The following is a 16,946-nucleotide window of genomic DNA, read 5'->3' as shown; positions in this document are numbered from 1 at the left end:
TGGGCATGATTGCAGGAGGTCATGAGGTGCGGAAAAGTACCGGCTTTATCGCCAACATCGATATTTGCAAAGAGTATGACGCGCGCTACGCCGCCGACGAGGTGCACTACGAAACCTTCGCCGGGTTGGCGGCGTTCTTCGGCCGCGACATGCAGGTGCATTGGCACGACTGCTTCTTCCAGGTGCATTTCCTGGAGACCGGCAAGATAGAGCTGCAGCTCGACGATCAGCACTATTCAGTGCAGGCGCCGCTGTTCATCCTCACGCCGCCGTCGGTGCCGCATGCGTTCTTCACCGAACCGGACAGCGATGGCCACGTGCTGACGGTGCGCCAGGAGCTGATTTGGCCGCTGCTGGAGCGCCTGTATCCCGGCAGCAACCTGGCGCTGGACATGCCGGGCATCTGCCTGTCGCTGGCCGACGCGCCGCAGGAGCTGACGGCGCTCAGCCACTACTGGGCGCTGATCCGCCGTGAGTTCGGGCAGAACCTGGCCGGGCGCGAACAGACGCTGGCGCTGCTGGCGCAGGCGGTGTTCACGCTGCTGCTGCGCAACACCGCGCTGGAAGACAGCGCCAACAGCGGCGTGCGCGGCGAACTGCAGCTGTTTCAGCGGTTCAACAAGATGGTGGACGAGCGTTTTCGCGAGCACCTGCCGGTGCCGGAGTATGCGCAGGCGCTGGGGGTGACCGAATCGCGGCTCAACGACCTGTGCCGGCGCTTCGCCAACCGGCCGCCCAAGCGGCTGATCTTCGATCGGCTGCTGCGCGAGGCCAAACGCATGCTGCTGTTCAGCGCCTGTACGGTGCATGAAACCGCCTACAGCCTCGGCTTCAAGGATCCGGCCTATTTCGCCCGTTTTTTCAATCGGCTGGAAGGCTGTTCCCCCTCGACCTACCGCGCGGCGCAACACGCCCTTTCGTAACCGCGATCACAGTTTGCCGCGAAAGCGGCAAACTGACCTGAAAAGTACCGGCGATTGCCGCAAAAGTCTCTTCTCGAAATCGGCTTTGGTAGCTTCAATTAAGCAACCAAAAGAAAACATTATTTTAACAAATGGCCGATTCCACGGCCTGAAAAATGCCGATGACGAGGAAGACCCGATGAAACCAGAAGACTTTCGTGCCGACAGCAAACGCCCGTTCACCGGCGCTGAATACTTGAAAAGTTTGCAGGACAGCCGCGAAATCTACATTTACGGCGAGCGCGTGAAAGACGTCACCACGCACCCGGCGTTCCGCAACGCGGCGGCATCAGTCGGCCAGCTGTACGACGCGCTGCACGATCCGGCCAGCCAGGATCGCCTGTGCTGGAATACCGACACCGGCAACGGCGGCTATACCCACAAATTCTTCCGCTACGCCCGCAGCCCGGAAGAGATGCGCCAGCAGCGCGATGCCATCGCCGACTGGTCGCGCCAAAGCTACGGCTGGATGGGGCGTACGCCGGACTACAAGGCGGCCTTCGGCTGCGCGCTGGGCGCTTATCCGGAGTTCTACGGCCAGTTCGCCGACAACGCGCGCCACTGGTACAAACGCATTCAGGAAACCGGGCTCTATTTCAACCACGCCATCGTCAACCCGCCGATCGACCGCCACAAGCCGGTCAACGAGGTGAAGGACGTCTACATTCAGGTGGAGAAAGAGACCGACGCCGGCATCATCGTCAGCGGCGCCAAAGTGGTGGCTACCAACTCGGCGTTGACCCACTACAACTTCATTGGCTTCGGTTCGGCGCAGGTGATGGGCGATAACCCGGACTTCGCGCTGATGTTTGTGGCACCGATGGACGCCGAAGGGGTGAAGCTGATTTCGCGCGCCTCCTACGAGCTGGTGGCCGGCGCCACCGGATCGCCGTTCGACTACCCGCTCACCAGCCGCTTCGACGAGAACGACGCGATCCTGATCATGGATCACGTGCTGATTCCCTGGGAAAACGTGCTGATCTACCGCGATTTCGACCGCTGCCGCCGCTGGAGCACCCAGGGCGGTTTCGCCCGGCTGTTCCCGCTGCAGGCCTGCGTGCGCCTGGCGGTGAAGATGGACTTTATCACCGCGCTGCTGCAAAAGAGCCTCTCGTGCACCGGCGTGCTGGAGTTCCGCGGCGTGCAGGCCGATCTGGGCGAAGTGGTGGCCTGGCGCAACCTGTTCTGGTCGCTGAGCGACGCGATGTGCGCTGAAGCCACTAAATGGGAAAACGGCGCCTACCTGCCGGATTCCGCCGCGCTGCAAACCTACCGCGTGATGGCGCCGATGGCCTACACCAAGGTGAAACACATCATCGAGAAGAATGTCACCAGCGGCCTGATCTACCTGCCGTCCAGCGTGCGCGACATGAACAACCCGGAGATCGACAAGTACCTGGCGCGCTACGTGCGCGGATCGGACGGTATGGATCACGTCGAGCGCATCAAGATCCTCAAGCTGATGTGGGATGCGATCGGCAGCGAATTCGGCGGCCGCCACGAGCTGTATGAGATCAACTACGCCGGCAGCCAGGATGAGATCCGCCTGCAGTGCCTGCGCCACGCGCAGGGATCCGGCAACATGGATCGCATGATGCAGATGGTCGACAAGTGTCTGGCCGATTACGATCAGCACGGCTGGAAGGTGCCGCACCTGCGGAACAATGACGATATTAATCAGTTGGATAATCTGCTGAAGTAATTCAGGAGGAGGTTGTATGTCTCAGGAAAATGAACAGCGCCTGCGCTTTCGCGACGCCATGGCCAGCCTGTCGGCGGCGGTGAATATCATCACCACCGACGGCCCGGCGGGGCGCTGCGGCATCACCGCCACGGCGGTGTGCTCGGTAACCGATACGCCGCCGACGCTGCTGGTGTGCATCAACCGCAATAGCGCGATGAACCCGGTGTTTCAGGAAAACCGCAGGCTGTGCGTCAACGTGCTCAACCACGAGCAGGAGCTGATGGCGCGCCACTTCGCCGGCATGACCGGCGTCAGCATGGAAGATCGTTTCCGGCTGGAAGAGTGGCAGCTCGGTGCGTTGGGACAGCCGGTGCTGCGCAATACCCTCGCCAGCCTGGAAGGGGAGATCGAGCAGATCCAGAGCATCGGCACCCACCAGATGTACCTGGTGCAGATCAAGCAGATCGCGCTGAGCGAAGCCGGCAACGGGCTGATCTACTTCAAGCGCAATTTCCATTCGGTGATCCACCCGATGGCGGTGCCGGCCTGAGGCGTTGGGGCGCAGCCTGCTGCGCCCCACGTTTCAACTCTTGTTAGCCGCCAGATCGCTCACCAGACGGTTGACCGGATCGCTCATGTTGGTGAATTTGCTCAGCTCCGAGCGGGTCACCACCACGAACACCCCGACGTTTTTCGCCGGGATCATCGCCATGTAGGTAATGAACCCGCCGCCGCCGCCGGTCTTCTGAATGATGCCAGGCAGCCCGTCCTTCGGCGCCATATACACCCAACCCAACCCCAGCGCATCCGCTTGCCCCGGCACGTCCATGCCCTTCAGCGACACCAGATCGTGACGCTGGAAGTACATGGTTTGCTCGCTGGCGGCGGTGGCTTTGCGCGGGCCGCTGGCGCTTGAGGAAAGGAACTGTTGCATCCAGCGCTGCATGTCGCGCGGGGTGGAGTAGACGCCGCCGCTGCCGGCCGCGGCGGTGGTGTCGCGGCAGGCGCTCGGGCCGGCCGCCGCCACCATCAGGCGCGAGCACTGCTCGGGGCTCGGCGTCAGCGTGGTGTCGACCATGCCGAGCTGCGCGGTGATTTTCTCTTTCAGCAGCGCGTTGTAGGGCTTGCCCGCGGCGCGCGAGAGCGCGTCGGCCAGCAGGTCATACGCCAGGTTGGAGTAGGCGGCGTGTACGCCCGGCGGTACCGTGACGTTGGCATGCGCCAGCCACTGCCAGCGCTGGGCCTTGGTCGGCCAGGTGAACACCGGCGTTTTCGGCGGCTTCTTGCCCGGCTGCTCGCGCGGCAGCGAGCTGGTGTGCGTCGCCAGGTTCAGCAGGGTGATCGGCTGCTCGGCGTTGTAAGCCGGCACATAGGCGCCTTTGGGGGCGTACTTGCGCAGCGGGTCGGTCAGTTTGACCTGGCCTGCCGCCGCCATTTTCACCATCACTTCGCTGGTCATCAGCTTGGTGATCGAAGCGATGCGGATCAGCGAATCCGGGCGCGGGCGCAGGTTGTTGCCGGGTTTGGTATCGCCAAAGCTGCGGTTAACCACCTGATTGCCGTCGATCACCACCAGCGCCATGCCGGTGGCGCCGCTGTTGTAGAAAATATGTTCGGCATACTGGTCGACGATTTGCGAAGCCAGCTGCGGGGGCGCGGCCTGCACGGCCAGCGGCGCGGCGCACAGGCCCAGCGCCAGCAATAAAGCGGAGACAGAATTCTTCAACGGTCGTTATCCATTTAACAATGCAGCGGGGAAAGGGCTCATCCGTCGCCCAGTGTAATGTGCCCGGGCCCCGGCTGCATGTAGAAAAAAGAGCGGTGGCGATAAAATTTTTTCACCGCCGGCGGCCTACTGCGCGCGGGCGAAAATGGCGATCACTTCATCGAGGTGCGCCTTCATCGCCTTGCGGGCGCCGCGCACGTCACGCGCTTCGATCGCCGCCAGGATCGCCCGGTGTTCCAGTTCGGAACGGTGCGGCATGTCGTCCGGCGTATAGTGACGTTGCAGCACGCGGAACATGCTGCCGTAACGGTGGCCGAGCAGGTGGCCGATGATGAACGCATAGGCCGGGTTGCCGCTGGCCTGGGCGATGCGGATGTGGAACAGCCGATCGCCGGGGTGGGTGGCGGAACCGGCGCGGTTATCGCGGCAGTTCTGCTCGTAGGCAGCGCGGATGCCCGCCAGCTCTTCGTCGGTGGCGTGGCGCGCGGCCAGTGCGGCGGTCTCCGGTTCGATCAGCAGACGGGTTTGCAGCAGAGAAAACGGCGGCAGCTCGGCGTTGAAATCCAGCTCGATGTTCAGTTCGTCGTCGATCTCCGCCCACTGGTTGCGGCCGGCCTGGGCCATCACCGGCTCCTGCGACGGCGCCAGCGGCGTTTGCGAGCGCACGATCACCCCGTTGCCGACCTTGACGTCCACCAGGCCGATCACTTCCAGCGCGATAAGCGCCTCGCGCACCGATGCGCGGCTGACCTGCAATTGCTGGGCGAGATCGCGCTCCGAGGGCAGGCGGCTGCCCGGCGGAAATTCGTTATTTTCGATAAGACGTTTGAGCTGGTCAGCTATCTGTCTGTAAATTCTTGGGTTTTCCAGTCGGGTAATCGGCATTTTTGACCTTTGACGATTCGGCGTTCAGTGATTTGGCGCACAATTATGCGACAAGGCGCTTGAGTAATCGTTATTCAAGTGTAAAAAAATGGTTAATTGAAATGCGGTTTCAAGGCTGTTTTATTAACTTCTTCCCCCAACGATAACGCGTAAAGCGTCTTTTGTCATGTTAGAGGCCTGACCTTTAACCGCCTTTAATGGCCTGACCATTGGACCTTTAGGCCGAGGAGTCAAGATGGATTTAACCGGGAAACGCGTACTGATCACCGCCGCCGGGCAAGGGATCGGTTTTACCACCGCCAGGCTGTTCGCCGCCGCCGGCGCCGAGGTGATCGCCAGCGACATCAACCTCGAGCGCCTGCAGGGCTCTGCCGGGATCCGCGCGCTGACGCTGAACGTCACCGATCCGGCCGCCATCGCGGCGGCGGCGGAAGCGATCGGCCCGATCGACGTGCTGTTCAACTGCGCCGGCGTGGTACACAGCGGATCGATCCTCGACTGCAGCGAAGATCAGTGGGCGTTCGCGCTCGATCTCAACGTCACCGCGATGTACCGCATGATCCGCGCCTTCCTGCCGGGCATGTTGGCGCGCGGCAAAGGCTCGATCATCAACATGTCCTCGGTGGCCTCGAGCGTGAAAGGGGTGCCGAACCGCTTCGCTTACAGCGCCAGCAAGGCGGCGGTGATCGGCCTGACGCGCTCGGTGGCGGCGGACTACGTTACGCAGGGCATCCGCTGCAACGCCATCTGCCCCGGCACGGTGGAGTCGCCGTCGCTGCGCCAGCGCATTGCCGAGCAGGCGCGCGAGCAGGGGCGCAGCGAGCAAGAGGTGTATCAGGCGTTCGTCGCCCGTCAGCCGATCGGGCGCATCGGCACCACCGAGGAAATCGCCCAACTGGCGCTGTATCTGGCCTCTGACGCCAGTTCATACACCACCGGCACGGTGCAGATCATCGACGGCGGCTGGAGCAACTGAAGGAATGGGCCCTCAGGCGGTTGCGCTTGCCATTTTGAGCTTGGGCAGTGCTCGGACTCCTCACGTACTCCGTGTACGCTCCGGGTCCTGCGCGCTGTCCGCACCCAAACTGCCTGCGCTCACGGCACCTGGGGGCCCATTCCTCCCGCATATTTTTTGAGAGAGGACGGCATGAAACTTTTACGTTACGGGCAACCCGGGCAAGAGCGCCCCGGCATGTTGGATACGCAAGGCCGCCTGCGCGATTTGTCGCAGCATATTGCCGACGTGGGGGGCGCCGCGTTATTGCCGGCGTCGCTCGCCAAACTGCGCGCGCTGGACAGCGCCACGCTGCCGCTGGTCGAAGGGCAGCCGCGCATTGGTGCCTGCGTCGGCGGCATCGGCAAGTTTATCTGCATCGGCCTGAATTACGCCGATCACGCGGCGGAGACCGGTGCCGCCATTCCTGAAGAACCGGTGGTGTTCAACAAATGGACCAGCGCGGTGATCGGCCCCTACGACCGGGTGGAGATCCCGCGCGGCTCGCAGAAAACCGATTGGGAAGTGGAGCTGGGCGTGGTGATCGGCCTGGGCGGGCGCTACATCAGCGAAGCGGACGCGATGCGCCACGTCGCCGGTTATTGCGTGATTAACGACGTCTCCGAACGCGAATATCAAATTGAGCGCGGCGGCACCTGGGACAAGGGCAAAGGCTGCGACACCTTCGGGCCGATCGGGCCCTGGCTGGTGACCGCCGACGAGATCGCCGATCCGCACAGCCTGAATTTGTGGCTGGAGGTGGACGGCAAGCGCTATCAGGACGGCAACACCAGCACCATGATTTTCCGCATTCCACAGATCGTCAGCTACCTCAGCCGCTTTATGAGCCTGCAGCCGGGCGATGTGATCTCCACTGGCACGCCGCCGGGCGTCGGCATGGGGCAGAAACCGCAGCCTATCTATCTGCGGGCGGGCCAGACGATGCGTCTGGGCATCGAAGGGCTGGGCGAACAGCGCCAGCAAACCGTACAGGCCTAACCGGGAGCGCCGCCATGACCACCATTACCGCACTGCGGGTTGAAGACATTCGTTTCCCCACGTCGCTGGGGCTGGACGGATCCGACGCCATGAATCCGGATCCCGACTATTCCGCCGCCTACGTGATCCTGGAGACCGATCGCGCGGATCTCAGCGGCCACGGGCTGACGTTCACCATCGGCCGCGGCAACGAGATCTGCTGCGCGGCGATCCGCGCGCTGGAGCATCAGATCGTCGGCGAGCGGCTGGAGGATATCGCCGCCGACATGGGCGCCTTCTGGCGGCGCTTCACCAGCGACAGCCAGCTGCGCTGGATCGGGCCGGACAAGGGGGCCATTCACCTGGCGACCGGCGCGGTGGTCAACGCGGTGTGGGATCTGTGGGCCAAATCGGTCGGCAAGCCGGTGTGGCGGCTGGTGGCGGAGATGACGCCGGAGGAGCTGGTGCGCTGCATCGACTTCCGTTACATCACCGACTGCATCACGCCGCAGGAGGCGCTGGCGCTGCTGAAACAGCGGGCCGAGGGCAAAGAACGGCGCCTGGAGCGACTGCTGCAGGAAGGGTACCCCTGTTACACCACTTCCGCCGGCTGGCTGGGTTACCCGGATGACAAGCTGCGCCGCCTGTGCCAGGAAGCGGTCGACGCCGGTTTCTCCTACCTGAAGCTGAAGGTTGGGCGCGATCTGGAAGACGACATTCGCCGGGTGCGCATCGCTCGTGAGGTGATCGGCCCGGATCGCCGGCTGATGATCGACGCCAACCAGGTGTGGGAGGTGGGCGAAGCCATTCCGTGGGTGAAACATCTGGCGTTCGCCAACCCCTGGTTTATCGAAGAACCGACCAGCCCGGACGACGTGGAAGGGCATCGCCGCATCCGCGAAGGGGTGGCGCCGGTCAAGGTGGCCACCGGTGAGATGTGCCAGAACCGCATCATGTTCAAGCAGTTCATCATGCGCGGCGCGGTGGACGTGGTGCAGATCGACGCCTGCCGCCTCGGCGGCGTCAACGAAGTGCTGGCGGTGATGCTGATGGCGGCCAAATACCAGCTGCCGGTCTGCCCGCACGCTGGCGGCGTCGGGCTGTGCGAATACGTGCAGCACCTGTCGATGATCGACTACCTGTGCATTGCCGGCACCCACGAAGGCCGGGTGATCGAGTATGTCGATCATTTGCATGAACACTTTGTCGATCCCTGCGTGATCAACGGTGCGGCCTACATGCCGCCGAGCCGTCCCGGCTATTCGATCGAGATGCATCCGTCTTCGATCGCGCAGTATCGGTTCCGCGGGTGAGGCGGGAGGATCGCATGCCGCGCATTGACGCTCACCAGCACTACTGGCGCTATCGCCCCCAGCACTATCCGTGGATCGACGAGCGGATGAGCGTGCTGCGGCAGGATTTCGATCCGCCCCGGCTGCGGCCGCTGTTGCAGGAACAGGGGTTCGACGGCGCGCTGGCGGTGCAGGCGCGCCCGAGCGAGGACGAGACGCTGGCCCTGCTGGCGCTGGCTGAGCAGTGCGAGTGCGTATGCGGCGTGGTGGGCTGGCTGGATATCGCCGCGCCGCAGCTGGCGCAGCGTCTGGAGGCCTTGCGGCCTTACAGCGCGCTGCGCGGGGTGCGCCATCAGGTGCAGGACGAAGCGGATCCGGCGGCCTGGCTGGCGCGGCCGGAGGTGGAACGCGGCATGCAAACGCTGCAGCGCGCCGGGTATGTGTACGAGATCCTGGTGACGCACCGGCATCTGGCGGCCGCGGCGGCGTTTGCCACCCGCCACGATGAGCACTGGCTGGTGTTGGATCATTTCGGCAAGCCGGACATCGCGCGCGGCGTGCGGCACTGGGCGCAGCAAATCCGGCCGCTGGCGGCGCTGCCGCACGTGGCCTGCAAGCTGTCGGGGTTGATCACCGAGGCACCGGGTGGCCGGTGGCGGGCGGAAGAACTGCTGCCGTTTTTCGACGCCGCGCTGGAGGCGTTCGGCCCGCAGCGGCTGATGTTCGGCTCCGACTGGCCGGTGTGCCTGCTGGCCGGCGACTACCGCCAGGTGGTGCAACTGTGCGAACGGGCGCTGTTGACGCTGGGGGCCGCCGAACAAGCGGCGATTTGGGGCGACACCGCCCGGCGAATTTACGGTTTAACGGAGTCTGGTTATGGATCTGTATCTGCAAGATAAGGTGGTGCTGGTCACTGGCGGTGGTGCCGGCATCGGCGCGGCGATTGCTCATGTGCTGGCCGCAGAAGGCGCGATCCCGGTGCTGGTCACTAACGCCGCGCCGGAAGCGGCGCTGCTGGCCGATTTGCAGCGGCTGCAGCCGCGCACCGAGGTGATCCTCACCGAACTGTGCGACGAGGCGGCCTGCCGCCGCGCGGTCAGCCAGACGCTGGCGGCCTTCGGCCGCATCGACGGGCTGGTGAATAACGCCGGGGTCAACGATGGCGTCGGGCTGGAGGCAGGGCGCGAAGCGTTCGTCGGCTCGCTGGAAAAGAACCTGGTGCACTACTACCTGATGGCACACCTGTGCCAGGCGGCGCTGCAGGAGAGCCGGGGCGCCATCGTCAATATCGCCTCCAAGACCGCGCTCAGCGGTCAGGGCGGCACCAGCGGCTACACCGCCGCCAAGGGCGCGGTGTTGGCGCTGACGCGCGAATGGGCGGTGTCGCTGCGCCATGACGGGGTGCGGGTGAACGCGGTGGTGCCGGCGGAGGTGATCACCCCGCAGTACCAGCGCTGGCTCAACACCTTCGCCGAGCCGCAGCGGCAGATGGCGAAAATCACCGCGCGCATTCCGCTCGGGCAGCGCATGACCACGCCGCAGGAGATCGCCGACACCGTGGCGTTCCTGTTGTCGTCGCGGTCGTCGCACACCACCGGGCAGTGGCTGTCGGTGGACGGCGGCTACCTGCATCTCGATCGGGCGCTGACGTGAGCGGCGCGGCGGCAGGGCGGCGCCGTTTCTGCCAGGCGCTCGATCTGATTGACTCACCGGCGCTGATTGCGGAGTACCAGCAGCAGCATCAGCGCATCTGGCCGGGCATCGCCGCGCATTTGCGCGAGCACGGCATTCTGGACATGGAGATTTACCGGTTGGGCACCCGGCTGTTCATGATCGTGGAGGTCAGCGCCGATTTCGACGCTGCGGGTTTTGACGCCGCCAGCCTGAACAACCCCGAAGTACAGCGATGGGAAGCGCTGATGTGGCACTACCAGGCCGCCACCCCCTGGACGCCGCAGGGCGAAAAATGGGTGGAAATGGCGCGGATATTTTCTCTGCAACAGCAATAACGCCAACATCATCATCGCCAGACGATACGAGGGTATCACCATGCTTGCTGAAAAAAGTGCGGCCTCCGCGCAGCCGGGCGTCGCCGTGACCGCCAATCTGCGCTGGGCCTTTATCCTGGTCACCAGCCTGTTCTTCATGTGGGGGCTGTCCTATGGCCTGCTGGACGTATTAAACAAACATTTTCAGGAGACGTTGCACGTTACCAAGGCGCAGTCGGGTTTGTTGCAGGCGGCCTATTTCGGCGCCTATTTCCTGGTGGCGCTGCCCGCCGGATACTTTATGGACCGCAAGGGCTATAAGGCGGGCATTCTGGTCGGGCTGTGCCTGTATGCGCTGGGGGCGCTGCTGTTCGTGCCGGCGGCGTCGGCCAACAGCTTCGGCGTGTTCCTGTTCGCGCTGTTCGTTATCGCCAGCGGTTTGGGCTGCCTGGAAACGGCCGCCAACCCGTACGCCACGGTGTTGGGCGACGCGCAGGGCGCCGAACGGCGGCTCAACCTGGCCCAGTCGTTCAACGGCCTCGGGCAGTTTATCGGCCCGTTGATCGGCGGCACGCTGTTCTTCTCTGCCAGCCAGTCCGCCGGCGGCGGCGATCAGAGCGCGGTGAAGATGACCTATGTGGCGATCGCCGTGCTGGTGCTGCTGATCGCGCTGTTGTTCAGCCGCACCCGGCTGCCGGCGATCCGCGAAGAGGAAAAACCGGTGCATGGCATGATAGCGCAGGGATTGTGGCAGCATCCGCATTTCGTCGGCGGGGTTATCACGCAGTTCTTCTACGTGGCGGCGCAGGTGGGCGTAGGGGCGTTCTTCATCAACTACGCCACCGAGCACTGGCGCGAGGTGTCTAACCAGAGCGCCTCTTACCTGCTGTCAATCGCCATGATCTGCTTTATGGTTGGGCGCTTCTTCAGCACCTGGTTGATGGGGCGAGTCAAGCCGGCGACGCTGTTGGCGGCCTATGCGCTGATCAACATCGCGCTGTGCGGCGTGGTGATGCTGAGCGTTGACGGGGTGTCGGTGGTGGCGCTGATCGCGGTGTTCTTCTTTATGTCGATCATGTTCCCGACCATTTTCGCCCTGGGGGTGAAAAACCTCGGTAAACACACCAAGCGCGCCAGTTCCTTTATGATCATGGCGATCGTCGGCGGCGCCATCATGCCGTACTTTATGGGGGCGCTGGCTGACCGTTACAGCACCGCGCTCTCTTATCTGCTGCCGCTGCTGTGCTTCGCGGTGGTGCTGGTCTACGGCCTGCGGCAGCGCCGCGCCTGATTCAACCCGGCGGCGAATCGGCCTTCGCCGCCGTTGTCAGCGCCTGTGGGCGGGTTCGCATCAGGATCGCCAACGCCAGCAGCAGCACGATGCCGGACAGCACGCCGTTTATCGTCAAGCCTCCGGCGTCCACTACCAGCCCGCCCGCCAGTGAACCGCAGGAAATCGCCAGATTAAACAGCGCGATATACAGCGAAGAGGCGACCTCGACCGCATCGGGGGCCGCCTTGAGCATCCATGCCATCAGCGAAACGGAAACGCCGCCGTAGGCGATGCCCCACAGCAGGAGGAAGGCGCTGCCGCTCAGCGGCGCGTGGCCCAGCAGCGGCAGCAGCAGGACGGCGAGCGCCAGCCCGAGGGCGATCAGCGCCAGGGTGCGGCGTAGCCGTTTGGCCGCGGCCTGGCCGGCGATGAAATTCCCGACGATACCGGCGGCGCCGTAGGCGAACAGCAGCGGCCCCACCCAGCGGCCCTCGATGCCGGCGACCGTCTGCAGCAGCGGGCGGACAAAGGTGTAGGCCATAAAGTGGCCGGCGACCAGCAGAAACGTCAGCAGCAGCCCGAGGAGCAGCCGGCGATTCGCACGCTGCGCGGTGAATAAACGCCAGCCCACCGCCTGCGTGACCGGCAGCGGCGGCAGCACGCACAGCAGCAGGAGCAGGGTCAGCGCCGCGAGGACGGCGACGGCCAGAAACGCCATGCGCCAGCCCAGCGCTTCGCCGAGGAATACCCCGAGCGGCACGCCGAACACCGAGGCTGCCGCTACGCCGCTGAAGATGACGGACAGCGCCAATCCTACGGAAGTCGGCGGCACCAGACGTTCCGCCAACCCACCTGCGATGGCCCAGATACCGCCGATGCAAAAGCCCAGCAGGATGCGCGCAGTGAACAGCAGCGCCATGGAGGTGGCGGCGGCGGCCAGCAGGTTGGCGGCGATCAGCAGCAGCAGAAAGGCGATCAGCAGGCTGCGGCGATCCGTGCGCCGGGCACCCAGCACCACCAGCGGGGCGAACAGCGCGGCAAACAGGGCGGGCAGGGAAACCAGTAATCCGGCGCGGCCGATCGTCGCATTCAGGGTACTGACGATCGGAGTCAGCAGCCCGACGGGCAGCATTTCTGCCGTGACGACGGTAAAGGTGGACAGGGCGATAGCGAAAGTCGCCAGCCAGGGTTTTGCGCCGCCGCCGGCGTGTAAGGCACTCATAATGACTCTCCCAACCGATGAAGAGCCTCAGTGTATCCGCGCCAAAATGGCTGATAAACTGGTCTGAATGCGCAACATTGGGGACATATCGTGGCTAATTTACCGTCTATGCCGTTGGATAACCTGACCGACCTGCTGGTGTTCATTCGCGTCGCCGACGCCTGCAGCTTCACGCTGGCGGCCGAGAGGCTGGGCATTTCCCGATCGGCGGCGGGCAAATGCGTGAACCGGTTGGAGGAGCGATTGGCCACCCGGCTGCTGCAGCGCACCACGCGCAGCGTCAGCCTGACCGAAGACGGCGCGGTGTTTTACGAGTATGCGCAGCGCATCCTGTCGCAGGCCGAAGAGGCGGAAACGGCGCTGAATACGCGGCGGCAAACGCCGCGCGGGCGGCTGCGGCTGGATCTGCCGGTCTCGTTGGGGCGATTGCATATCCTGCCGATTCTGCGGGAGTTTTTGGCGCAGTGGCCGGAGGTGGACGCCGACGTCAGCTTCTCCGATGAGTACAGCGATCTGGTGCGCGACGGCATCGACGTGGCTGTCCGCGTCGGCGGCAGCGACGACAGCCGGCTGGTGCGGCGGGTGCTCGCGCCGCATCGCCTGATCACCTGCGCGGCGCCGGATTATCTGGCGCGGCACGGTACGCCTGCAAAACCGGAGGCGCTGGGCGAGCACGAGACGCTGGTCTTCAGCCATCAGGGGCTGCCGGCGCCCTGGCGCTATTTGGTCAACGGCCAACTGCACGAACAGCCGGTGCGCGGCCGGATGCGTTTCAACAACGTCGAGGCCTTGCGGGATGCGGCCGTCGCCGGGGCCGGCCTGTGCCAGGTGGGGGCGTTTCTGGTCGGCGAGCAGATTGCGGCCGGCACGCTGGTGCCGGTGCTGGAGCGCTATTGTCGCCCGGGGCCGCCGATCTGCGCCGTCTATCCCAGCCGACGCCATCTCTCCCCCAAGGTGAAACTGTTCCTGGCGGCGATCGAACGGCGCTGGCAGGGCAGGGCGATTTGGGAAACCGCTTAGCGCGGGCGATTCACGCCCCTTTCAAGGCCAGCGTTCGCCGCATTAAGCGGTAGCCGCCTGCCGCCACCAGCAGCACGATCAGCCCGGCGGTGAGCGTGACGCTGAAGCCGGCCGTTATCCCTATGGCATCGATCGCCAGGCCCGCCAATGCGGCGCCGAGCGCCACGCCTATCCCCAGGCCGGTGACCATCCAGGTCAGCCCCTCCGTCAGTCTGGCGGGCGGCACGATGTTTTCAACCAGCCCCATGGCAACGATCATGGTCGGCGCAAAAAACAATCCGGCGACAAACATCGCCGCCGCCAGCGTCAAGACATTGTGCACCCACAGCAGCGGCAGGGTGGTGAAGGCGGTGGCGAATGCCGCGTATAAGAACAGACGAGGCAAGGGGACGGGGATCTTAATTGCGCCGAAAATCAGCCCGGCCAGGCAGGAGCCGAACGCGTAAACCGACAGCACGATGCTGGCGGCGGCCGGCTGCCCTTGCTGCTCGGCGAAGGCCACGCTGATAACGTCCACGGTGCCGACGATGGTACCCAGAGCGATCAGCGCCAGCACCAGGATCTGCATCGACGGCATGGCCAGGATGGCGCGCACCACTTTGGCGACAAGAAAGGTTTATTTTTGGCCGTCGTGCAAGAAATTGACGCCGAGATGGACGCGCGTCTGGCGGCAATTTCCGCCAGCGCGCCCGATGAGTGGAGCGCTTTCGCCGGGCGCTGTCGCGCCTATCTGGCGATGACGATTGAACCGCAAGTGCAGCGCATTTTATTGCGTGACTCACCTTCCGTATTGGGGGCGGAACATCTTCAGGCCAGCAGGTTGCAATGTATCGCCTCCATGACGAATATGCTGCAAAAGTTGATGGAACAGCGGACTATCGCGACGACCGCACCTGAGGTATTGGCGCATTTAATCAATGGCGGCCTGATGGATGCCGCGCTTTGGATCGCGAATCAGCAGGATGAGAAGACTGCGTTGGAGCAGGCATTAGCCGGTTTGACGCTGTTGCTGAACGGCTTGCGGCCAACGGCCGCTTAACCGGACAGGGTATTTATTCCTGCGGCTGCAGCAGGGCGGGCTGGACGTTTTGTGCCAGCTGGATATTGTTGCGGCCGCTGTGCTTTGCCAGATAGAGCGCGGCGTCGGCCGCGCCGATCGCCGATTCGACGTCCAGCTTTTCCAGCGCGGAGATGCCGGCGCTGAGCGTCAGCGTGCCGCTGTGCTGCGGGCTGGCGCCGTGTGGGATGTTCAGTTCCGCCACCCGTTGGCGCACCCGCTCGGCCAGCTGCGCCGCGTAGCCTTCGTGCACGTTGGTCAGCAGTACCAAAAACTCTTCCCCGCCGTAGCGCACCACGATGTCGCGCGAACGCACCGCATCGCGGATGGCGACCGCCACCTGCACCAACGCCCGATCGCCCATGGCGTGGCCGTAGCTGTCGTTATAGACCTTGAAGTGGTCGATATCCAGCAACAGCACGTAATGGTGGCCGGTTTGCGGTTCCAGCAGCATCGTGATCTTATTCTCCAGCCCGCGCCGGTTATAAAGGCCGGTCAGAGGATCGATCATGCTCAAATTATTGAATTTATCTCGCTCGTTATACAGGTTGGCCACCAGCGCGTGAGTAAAGATTTCACTGCGTTTCAACATCAGGTGGTGGATGGAGAAAGCGATAATAGGTAATAGCGTGGTGAATAATATCCGCAGGGTATTATGCATGCCGTCTAAAGCCAGGATTACCATTGCGGAAGGCACGGCGTGTAAACAAAAGGCGGTAAAGTTATCCGTCAGAGAAATAGCGCTGATAAAAAAGATGCTAAACAAACTAATTAATAAAAAATCTTGGTTATTCGGTAGGCAATATTGACTTTTAACGTAAGTATGGGCGGCCCACAGCAGACCGAGCACGCCGGCGAACAGGTTGAGTTTGCACAAGTATTTGCGTGGCGTTTGCAGGGACAATAGCGCCGCTACCAGACAAAATAGCGGTATACATAATAAAGGTAGGGTAAATGCGGGCGTATCCCTAAAAGGGAGCAATAATGTAAATACGGAAGAGGCGGCATTCATTATCAGAAAAAGAAATAATGCCAGGCGCTGCTTGCTGTTCAGTAATTCCTGATAAGAACGGGCGTTCATACGGAGGTCACTCTTTGCAAAGTCGTTCTGTCGAATAATTAAGGTTGAGAAGCATTCCTTTGGCGCGAATATCCACTTGAATTGCATGGTTGAGGATTGTGATTATTATCATGCAAACAGGACTAGGAATTTTCTTATGTCAAATTATCATTTTTTCATGCTGGTGTCATCTGGGTTTGGTCAGCGCAGTGAAAATGATGCGGCGGCCAAAAAAGTGTTATATGATATTGGTTATCATTATCACTTAAAGGGAGTTATCATGCTCACCGCCATGATTGCCGCGTGTGGACTGTGGGGCGTCAGCTGGTGCCTCGGCGATCGCTTGGCCAGCGCCTGGGGGGTTTTGCTGCCGTGCGCGCTGATGCCGCTGCTGGCCTTGATCGATCTGAATATGATGCGGCTGCGCACCCTGATTGTGATAGCGATGCTGGCCACGCTGGTGATGCTGTTCAACAGCCGGCTGCGTCACTATCTGCTGCTGCCTTCCTGCATGGCGCTGGCGGGCGGCCTGGCGGCAATCAGCCTGAACTTCAGCTTCGCGTAAACGCCGGAAACGGCAAAACCACGCTTAGGCGTGTTTATCATCAATGCGTTGGGATTTTTTCGAAGGAACTACCGGAGAGATCATCATTTGGTGCGAAGAGAGGGACTTGAACCCTCACGTCCGTAAGAACACTAACACCTGAAGCTAGCGCGTCTACCAATTCCGCCACCTTCGCATCGATGCTGAGTGCAATATAAATCATGTGGTTATTTGGTGCGAAGAGAGGGACTTGAACCCTCA

The 16,946-nt window shown here is 62.8% G+C and carries 17 protein-coding genes, 2 tRNA genes and 1 pseudogene (1 of these 20 only partly in view); 13 read left to right on the top strand and 7 right to left on the bottom strand.

All coding sequences use genetic code 11. From position 1 onward, the window contains the following. Positions 1-26 precede the first annotated feature (26 nt). The 3 genes from hpaA to hpaC all read left to right on the top strand — a co-directional run bounded on the left by hpaA (position 27) and on the right by hpaC (position 3,196). Positions 27-923: a 4-hydroxyphenylacetate catabolism regulatory protein HpaA gene (gene hpaA / locus HMPREF3138_RS18805; RefSeq protein WP_038878427.1), complete on the top strand. Its 897-nt coding sequence runs from the start codon at positions 27-29 to the stop codon at positions 921-923. 178 nt (positions 924-1,101) lie between these two features. Beyond that, positions 1,102-2,664: a 4-hydroxyphenylacetate 3-monooxygenase, oxygenase component gene (gene hpaB / locus HMPREF3138_RS18800; protein WP_019454961.1), complete on the top strand. Its 1,563-nt coding sequence runs from the start codon at positions 1,102-1,104 to the stop codon at positions 2,662-2,664. A gap of 16 nt (positions 2,665-2,680) precedes the next feature. Beyond that, complete coding sequence (gene hpaC, locus HMPREF3138_RS18795; RefSeq protein ID WP_038878431.1) at positions 2,681-3,196, top strand: 4-hydroxyphenylacetate 3-monooxygenase, reductase component; 516 nt, start codon at positions 2,681-2,683, stop codon at positions 3,194-3,196. A 33-nt stretch (positions 3,197-3,229) separates the two neighbouring features. Here the strand turns inward: hpaC and ampH are convergent, their stop codons facing one another. Together ampH and HMPREF3138_RS18785 are read right to left on the bottom strand one after the other, a co-directional pair. Then, complete coding sequence (gene ampH / locus HMPREF3138_RS18790) at positions 3,230-4,372, bottom strand: D-alanyl-D-alanine-carboxypeptidase/endopeptidase AmpH (protein WP_070559225.1); 1,143 nt, start codon at positions 4,370-4,372, stop codon at positions 3,230-3,232. A gap of 126 nt (positions 4,373-4,498) precedes the next feature. Further along, positions 4,499-5,257: a FadR/GntR family transcriptional regulator gene (locus tag HMPREF3138_RS18785; RefSeq protein WP_033636991.1), complete on the bottom strand. Its 759-nt coding sequence runs from the start codon at positions 5,255-5,257 to the stop codon at positions 4,499-4,501. Between the two features lie 235 nt (positions 5,258-5,492). On the opposite strand from HMPREF3138_RS18785, the gene HMPREF3138_RS18780 reads away from it, so the two are divergent. The 7 genes from HMPREF3138_RS18780 (at position 5,493) to HMPREF3138_RS18750 (ending at position 11,800) form a co-directional block, all read left to right on the top strand. Next, positions 5,493-6,233: an SDR family oxidoreductase gene (locus HMPREF3138_RS18780; protein ID WP_038878437.1), complete on the top strand. Its 741-nt coding sequence runs from the start codon at positions 5,493-5,495 to the stop codon at positions 6,231-6,233. A 171-nt stretch (positions 6,234-6,404) separates the two neighbouring features. Further along, the gene (locus HMPREF3138_RS18775; RefSeq protein ID WP_038878439.1) at positions 6,405-7,250 is read left to right on the top strand and encodes a fumarylacetoacetate hydrolase family protein; all 846 of its coding nucleotides are present in this window, start codon (positions 6,405-6,407) and stop codon (positions 7,248-7,250) included. A 14-nt stretch (positions 7,251-7,264) separates the two neighbouring features. Beyond that, on the top strand, positions 7,265-8,542 hold the full coding sequence (locus HMPREF3138_RS18770) for an L-fuconate dehydratase (RefSeq protein ID WP_038878442.1): 1,278 nt from the start codon (positions 7,265-7,267) through the stop codon (positions 8,540-8,542). 14 nt (positions 8,543-8,556) lie between these two features. After that, positions 8,557-9,420: an amidohydrolase family protein gene (locus tag HMPREF3138_RS18765; protein ID WP_038878446.1), complete on the top strand. Its 864-nt coding sequence runs from the start codon at positions 8,557-8,559 to the stop codon at positions 9,418-9,420. Beyond that, positions 9,398-10,174: an L-fucose dehydrogenase gene (locus tag HMPREF3138_RS18760; protein ID WP_038878449.1), complete on the top strand. Its 777-nt coding sequence runs from the start codon at positions 9,398-9,400 to the stop codon at positions 10,172-10,174. Before HMPREF3138_RS18765 ends, HMPREF3138_RS18760 begins: the two co-directional genes overlap by 23 nt. Continuing rightward, complete coding sequence (locus HMPREF3138_RS18755; RefSeq protein ID WP_038878452.1) at positions 10,171-10,530, top strand: L-rhamnose mutarotase; 360 nt, start codon at positions 10,171-10,173, stop codon at positions 10,528-10,530. The genes HMPREF3138_RS18760 and HMPREF3138_RS18755 overlap by 4 nt, the downstream gene beginning before the upstream one ends. A 40-nt stretch (positions 10,531-10,570) precedes the next feature. Then, positions 10,571-11,800: a sugar MFS transporter gene (locus HMPREF3138_RS18750; RefSeq protein WP_038878455.1), complete on the top strand. Its 1,230-nt coding sequence runs from the start codon at positions 10,571-10,573 to the stop codon at positions 11,798-11,800. 1 nt (position 11,801) lies between these two features. Here the strand turns inward: HMPREF3138_RS18750 and HMPREF3138_RS18745 are convergent, their stop codons facing one another. Continuing rightward, positions 11,802-13,004, bottom strand: a complete 1,203-nt coding sequence (locus HMPREF3138_RS18745) for an MFS transporter (protein WP_038878458.1) — start codon at positions 13,002-13,004, stop codon at positions 11,802-11,804. Between the two features lie 108 nt (positions 13,005-13,112). Between HMPREF3138_RS18745 and HMPREF3138_RS18740 the strand changes: the two genes are divergently transcribed. Beyond that, positions 13,113-14,024, top strand: coding sequence for a LysR family transcriptional regulator (locus tag HMPREF3138_RS18740; RefSeq protein ID WP_038878460.1), 912 nt, complete (start codon positions 13,113-13,115; stop codon positions 14,022-14,024). Between the two features lie 10 nt (positions 14,025-14,034). Here the strand turns inward: HMPREF3138_RS18740 and HMPREF3138_RS18735 are convergent. Further along, a pseudogene (locus HMPREF3138_RS18735) lies at positions 14,035-14,616 on the bottom strand (MFS transporter); the annotation flags it as partial. Positions 14,617-14,655: 39 nt separating this feature from the next. Between HMPREF3138_RS18735 and HMPREF3138_RS18730 the strand changes: the two are divergent. Continuing rightward, on the top strand, positions 14,656-15,063 hold the full coding sequence (locus tag HMPREF3138_RS18730) for a hypothetical protein (protein WP_326521617.1): 408 nt from the start codon (positions 14,656-14,658) through the stop codon (positions 15,061-15,063). Positions 15,064-15,076: 13 nt separating this feature from the next. Here HMPREF3138_RS18730 and HMPREF3138_RS18725 read toward each other — a convergent pair whose 3' ends face one another. Continuing rightward, positions 15,077-16,162, bottom strand: a complete 1,086-nt coding sequence (locus HMPREF3138_RS18725; protein ID WP_038878463.1) for a GGDEF domain-containing protein — start codon at positions 16,160-16,162, stop codon at positions 15,077-15,079. A 259-nt stretch (positions 16,163-16,421) separates the two neighbouring features. Here HMPREF3138_RS18725 and HMPREF3138_RS18720 point away from each other — a divergent pair, with 259 nt between their 5' ends. Further along, positions 16,422-16,706 carry a DUF1435 domain-containing protein gene (locus HMPREF3138_RS18720; RefSeq protein ID WP_038878575.1) on the top strand — a complete coding sequence of 95 codons (285 nt, stop codon included), beginning with the start codon at positions 16,422-16,424 and terminating at the stop codon, positions 16,704-16,706. Positions 16,707-16,794: 88 nt separating this feature from the next. Here the strand turns inward: HMPREF3138_RS18720 and HMPREF3138_RS18715 are convergent. Both HMPREF3138_RS18715 and HMPREF3138_RS18710 read right to left on the bottom strand, forming a co-directional pair. Continuing rightward, a tRNA-Leu gene (locus HMPREF3138_RS18715) sits at positions 16,795-16,881 on the bottom strand. A gap of 36 nt (positions 16,882-16,917) precedes the next feature. Next, positions 16,918-16,946 (bottom strand) — tRNA-OTHER (locus tag HMPREF3138_RS18710); it runs 51 nt beyond the window's last position.

It is taken from the genome of Serratia sp. HMSC15F11 (assembly GCF_001808215.1).
GTDB classification, from domain to species: Bacteria; Pseudomonadota; Gammaproteobacteria; order Enterobacterales; family Enterobacteriaceae; genus Serratia; species Serratia nevei.
The sequence above is the reverse complement of the archived record's forward strand: the minus strand, read 5'-3'. Positions and strand labels throughout refer to the sequence as shown.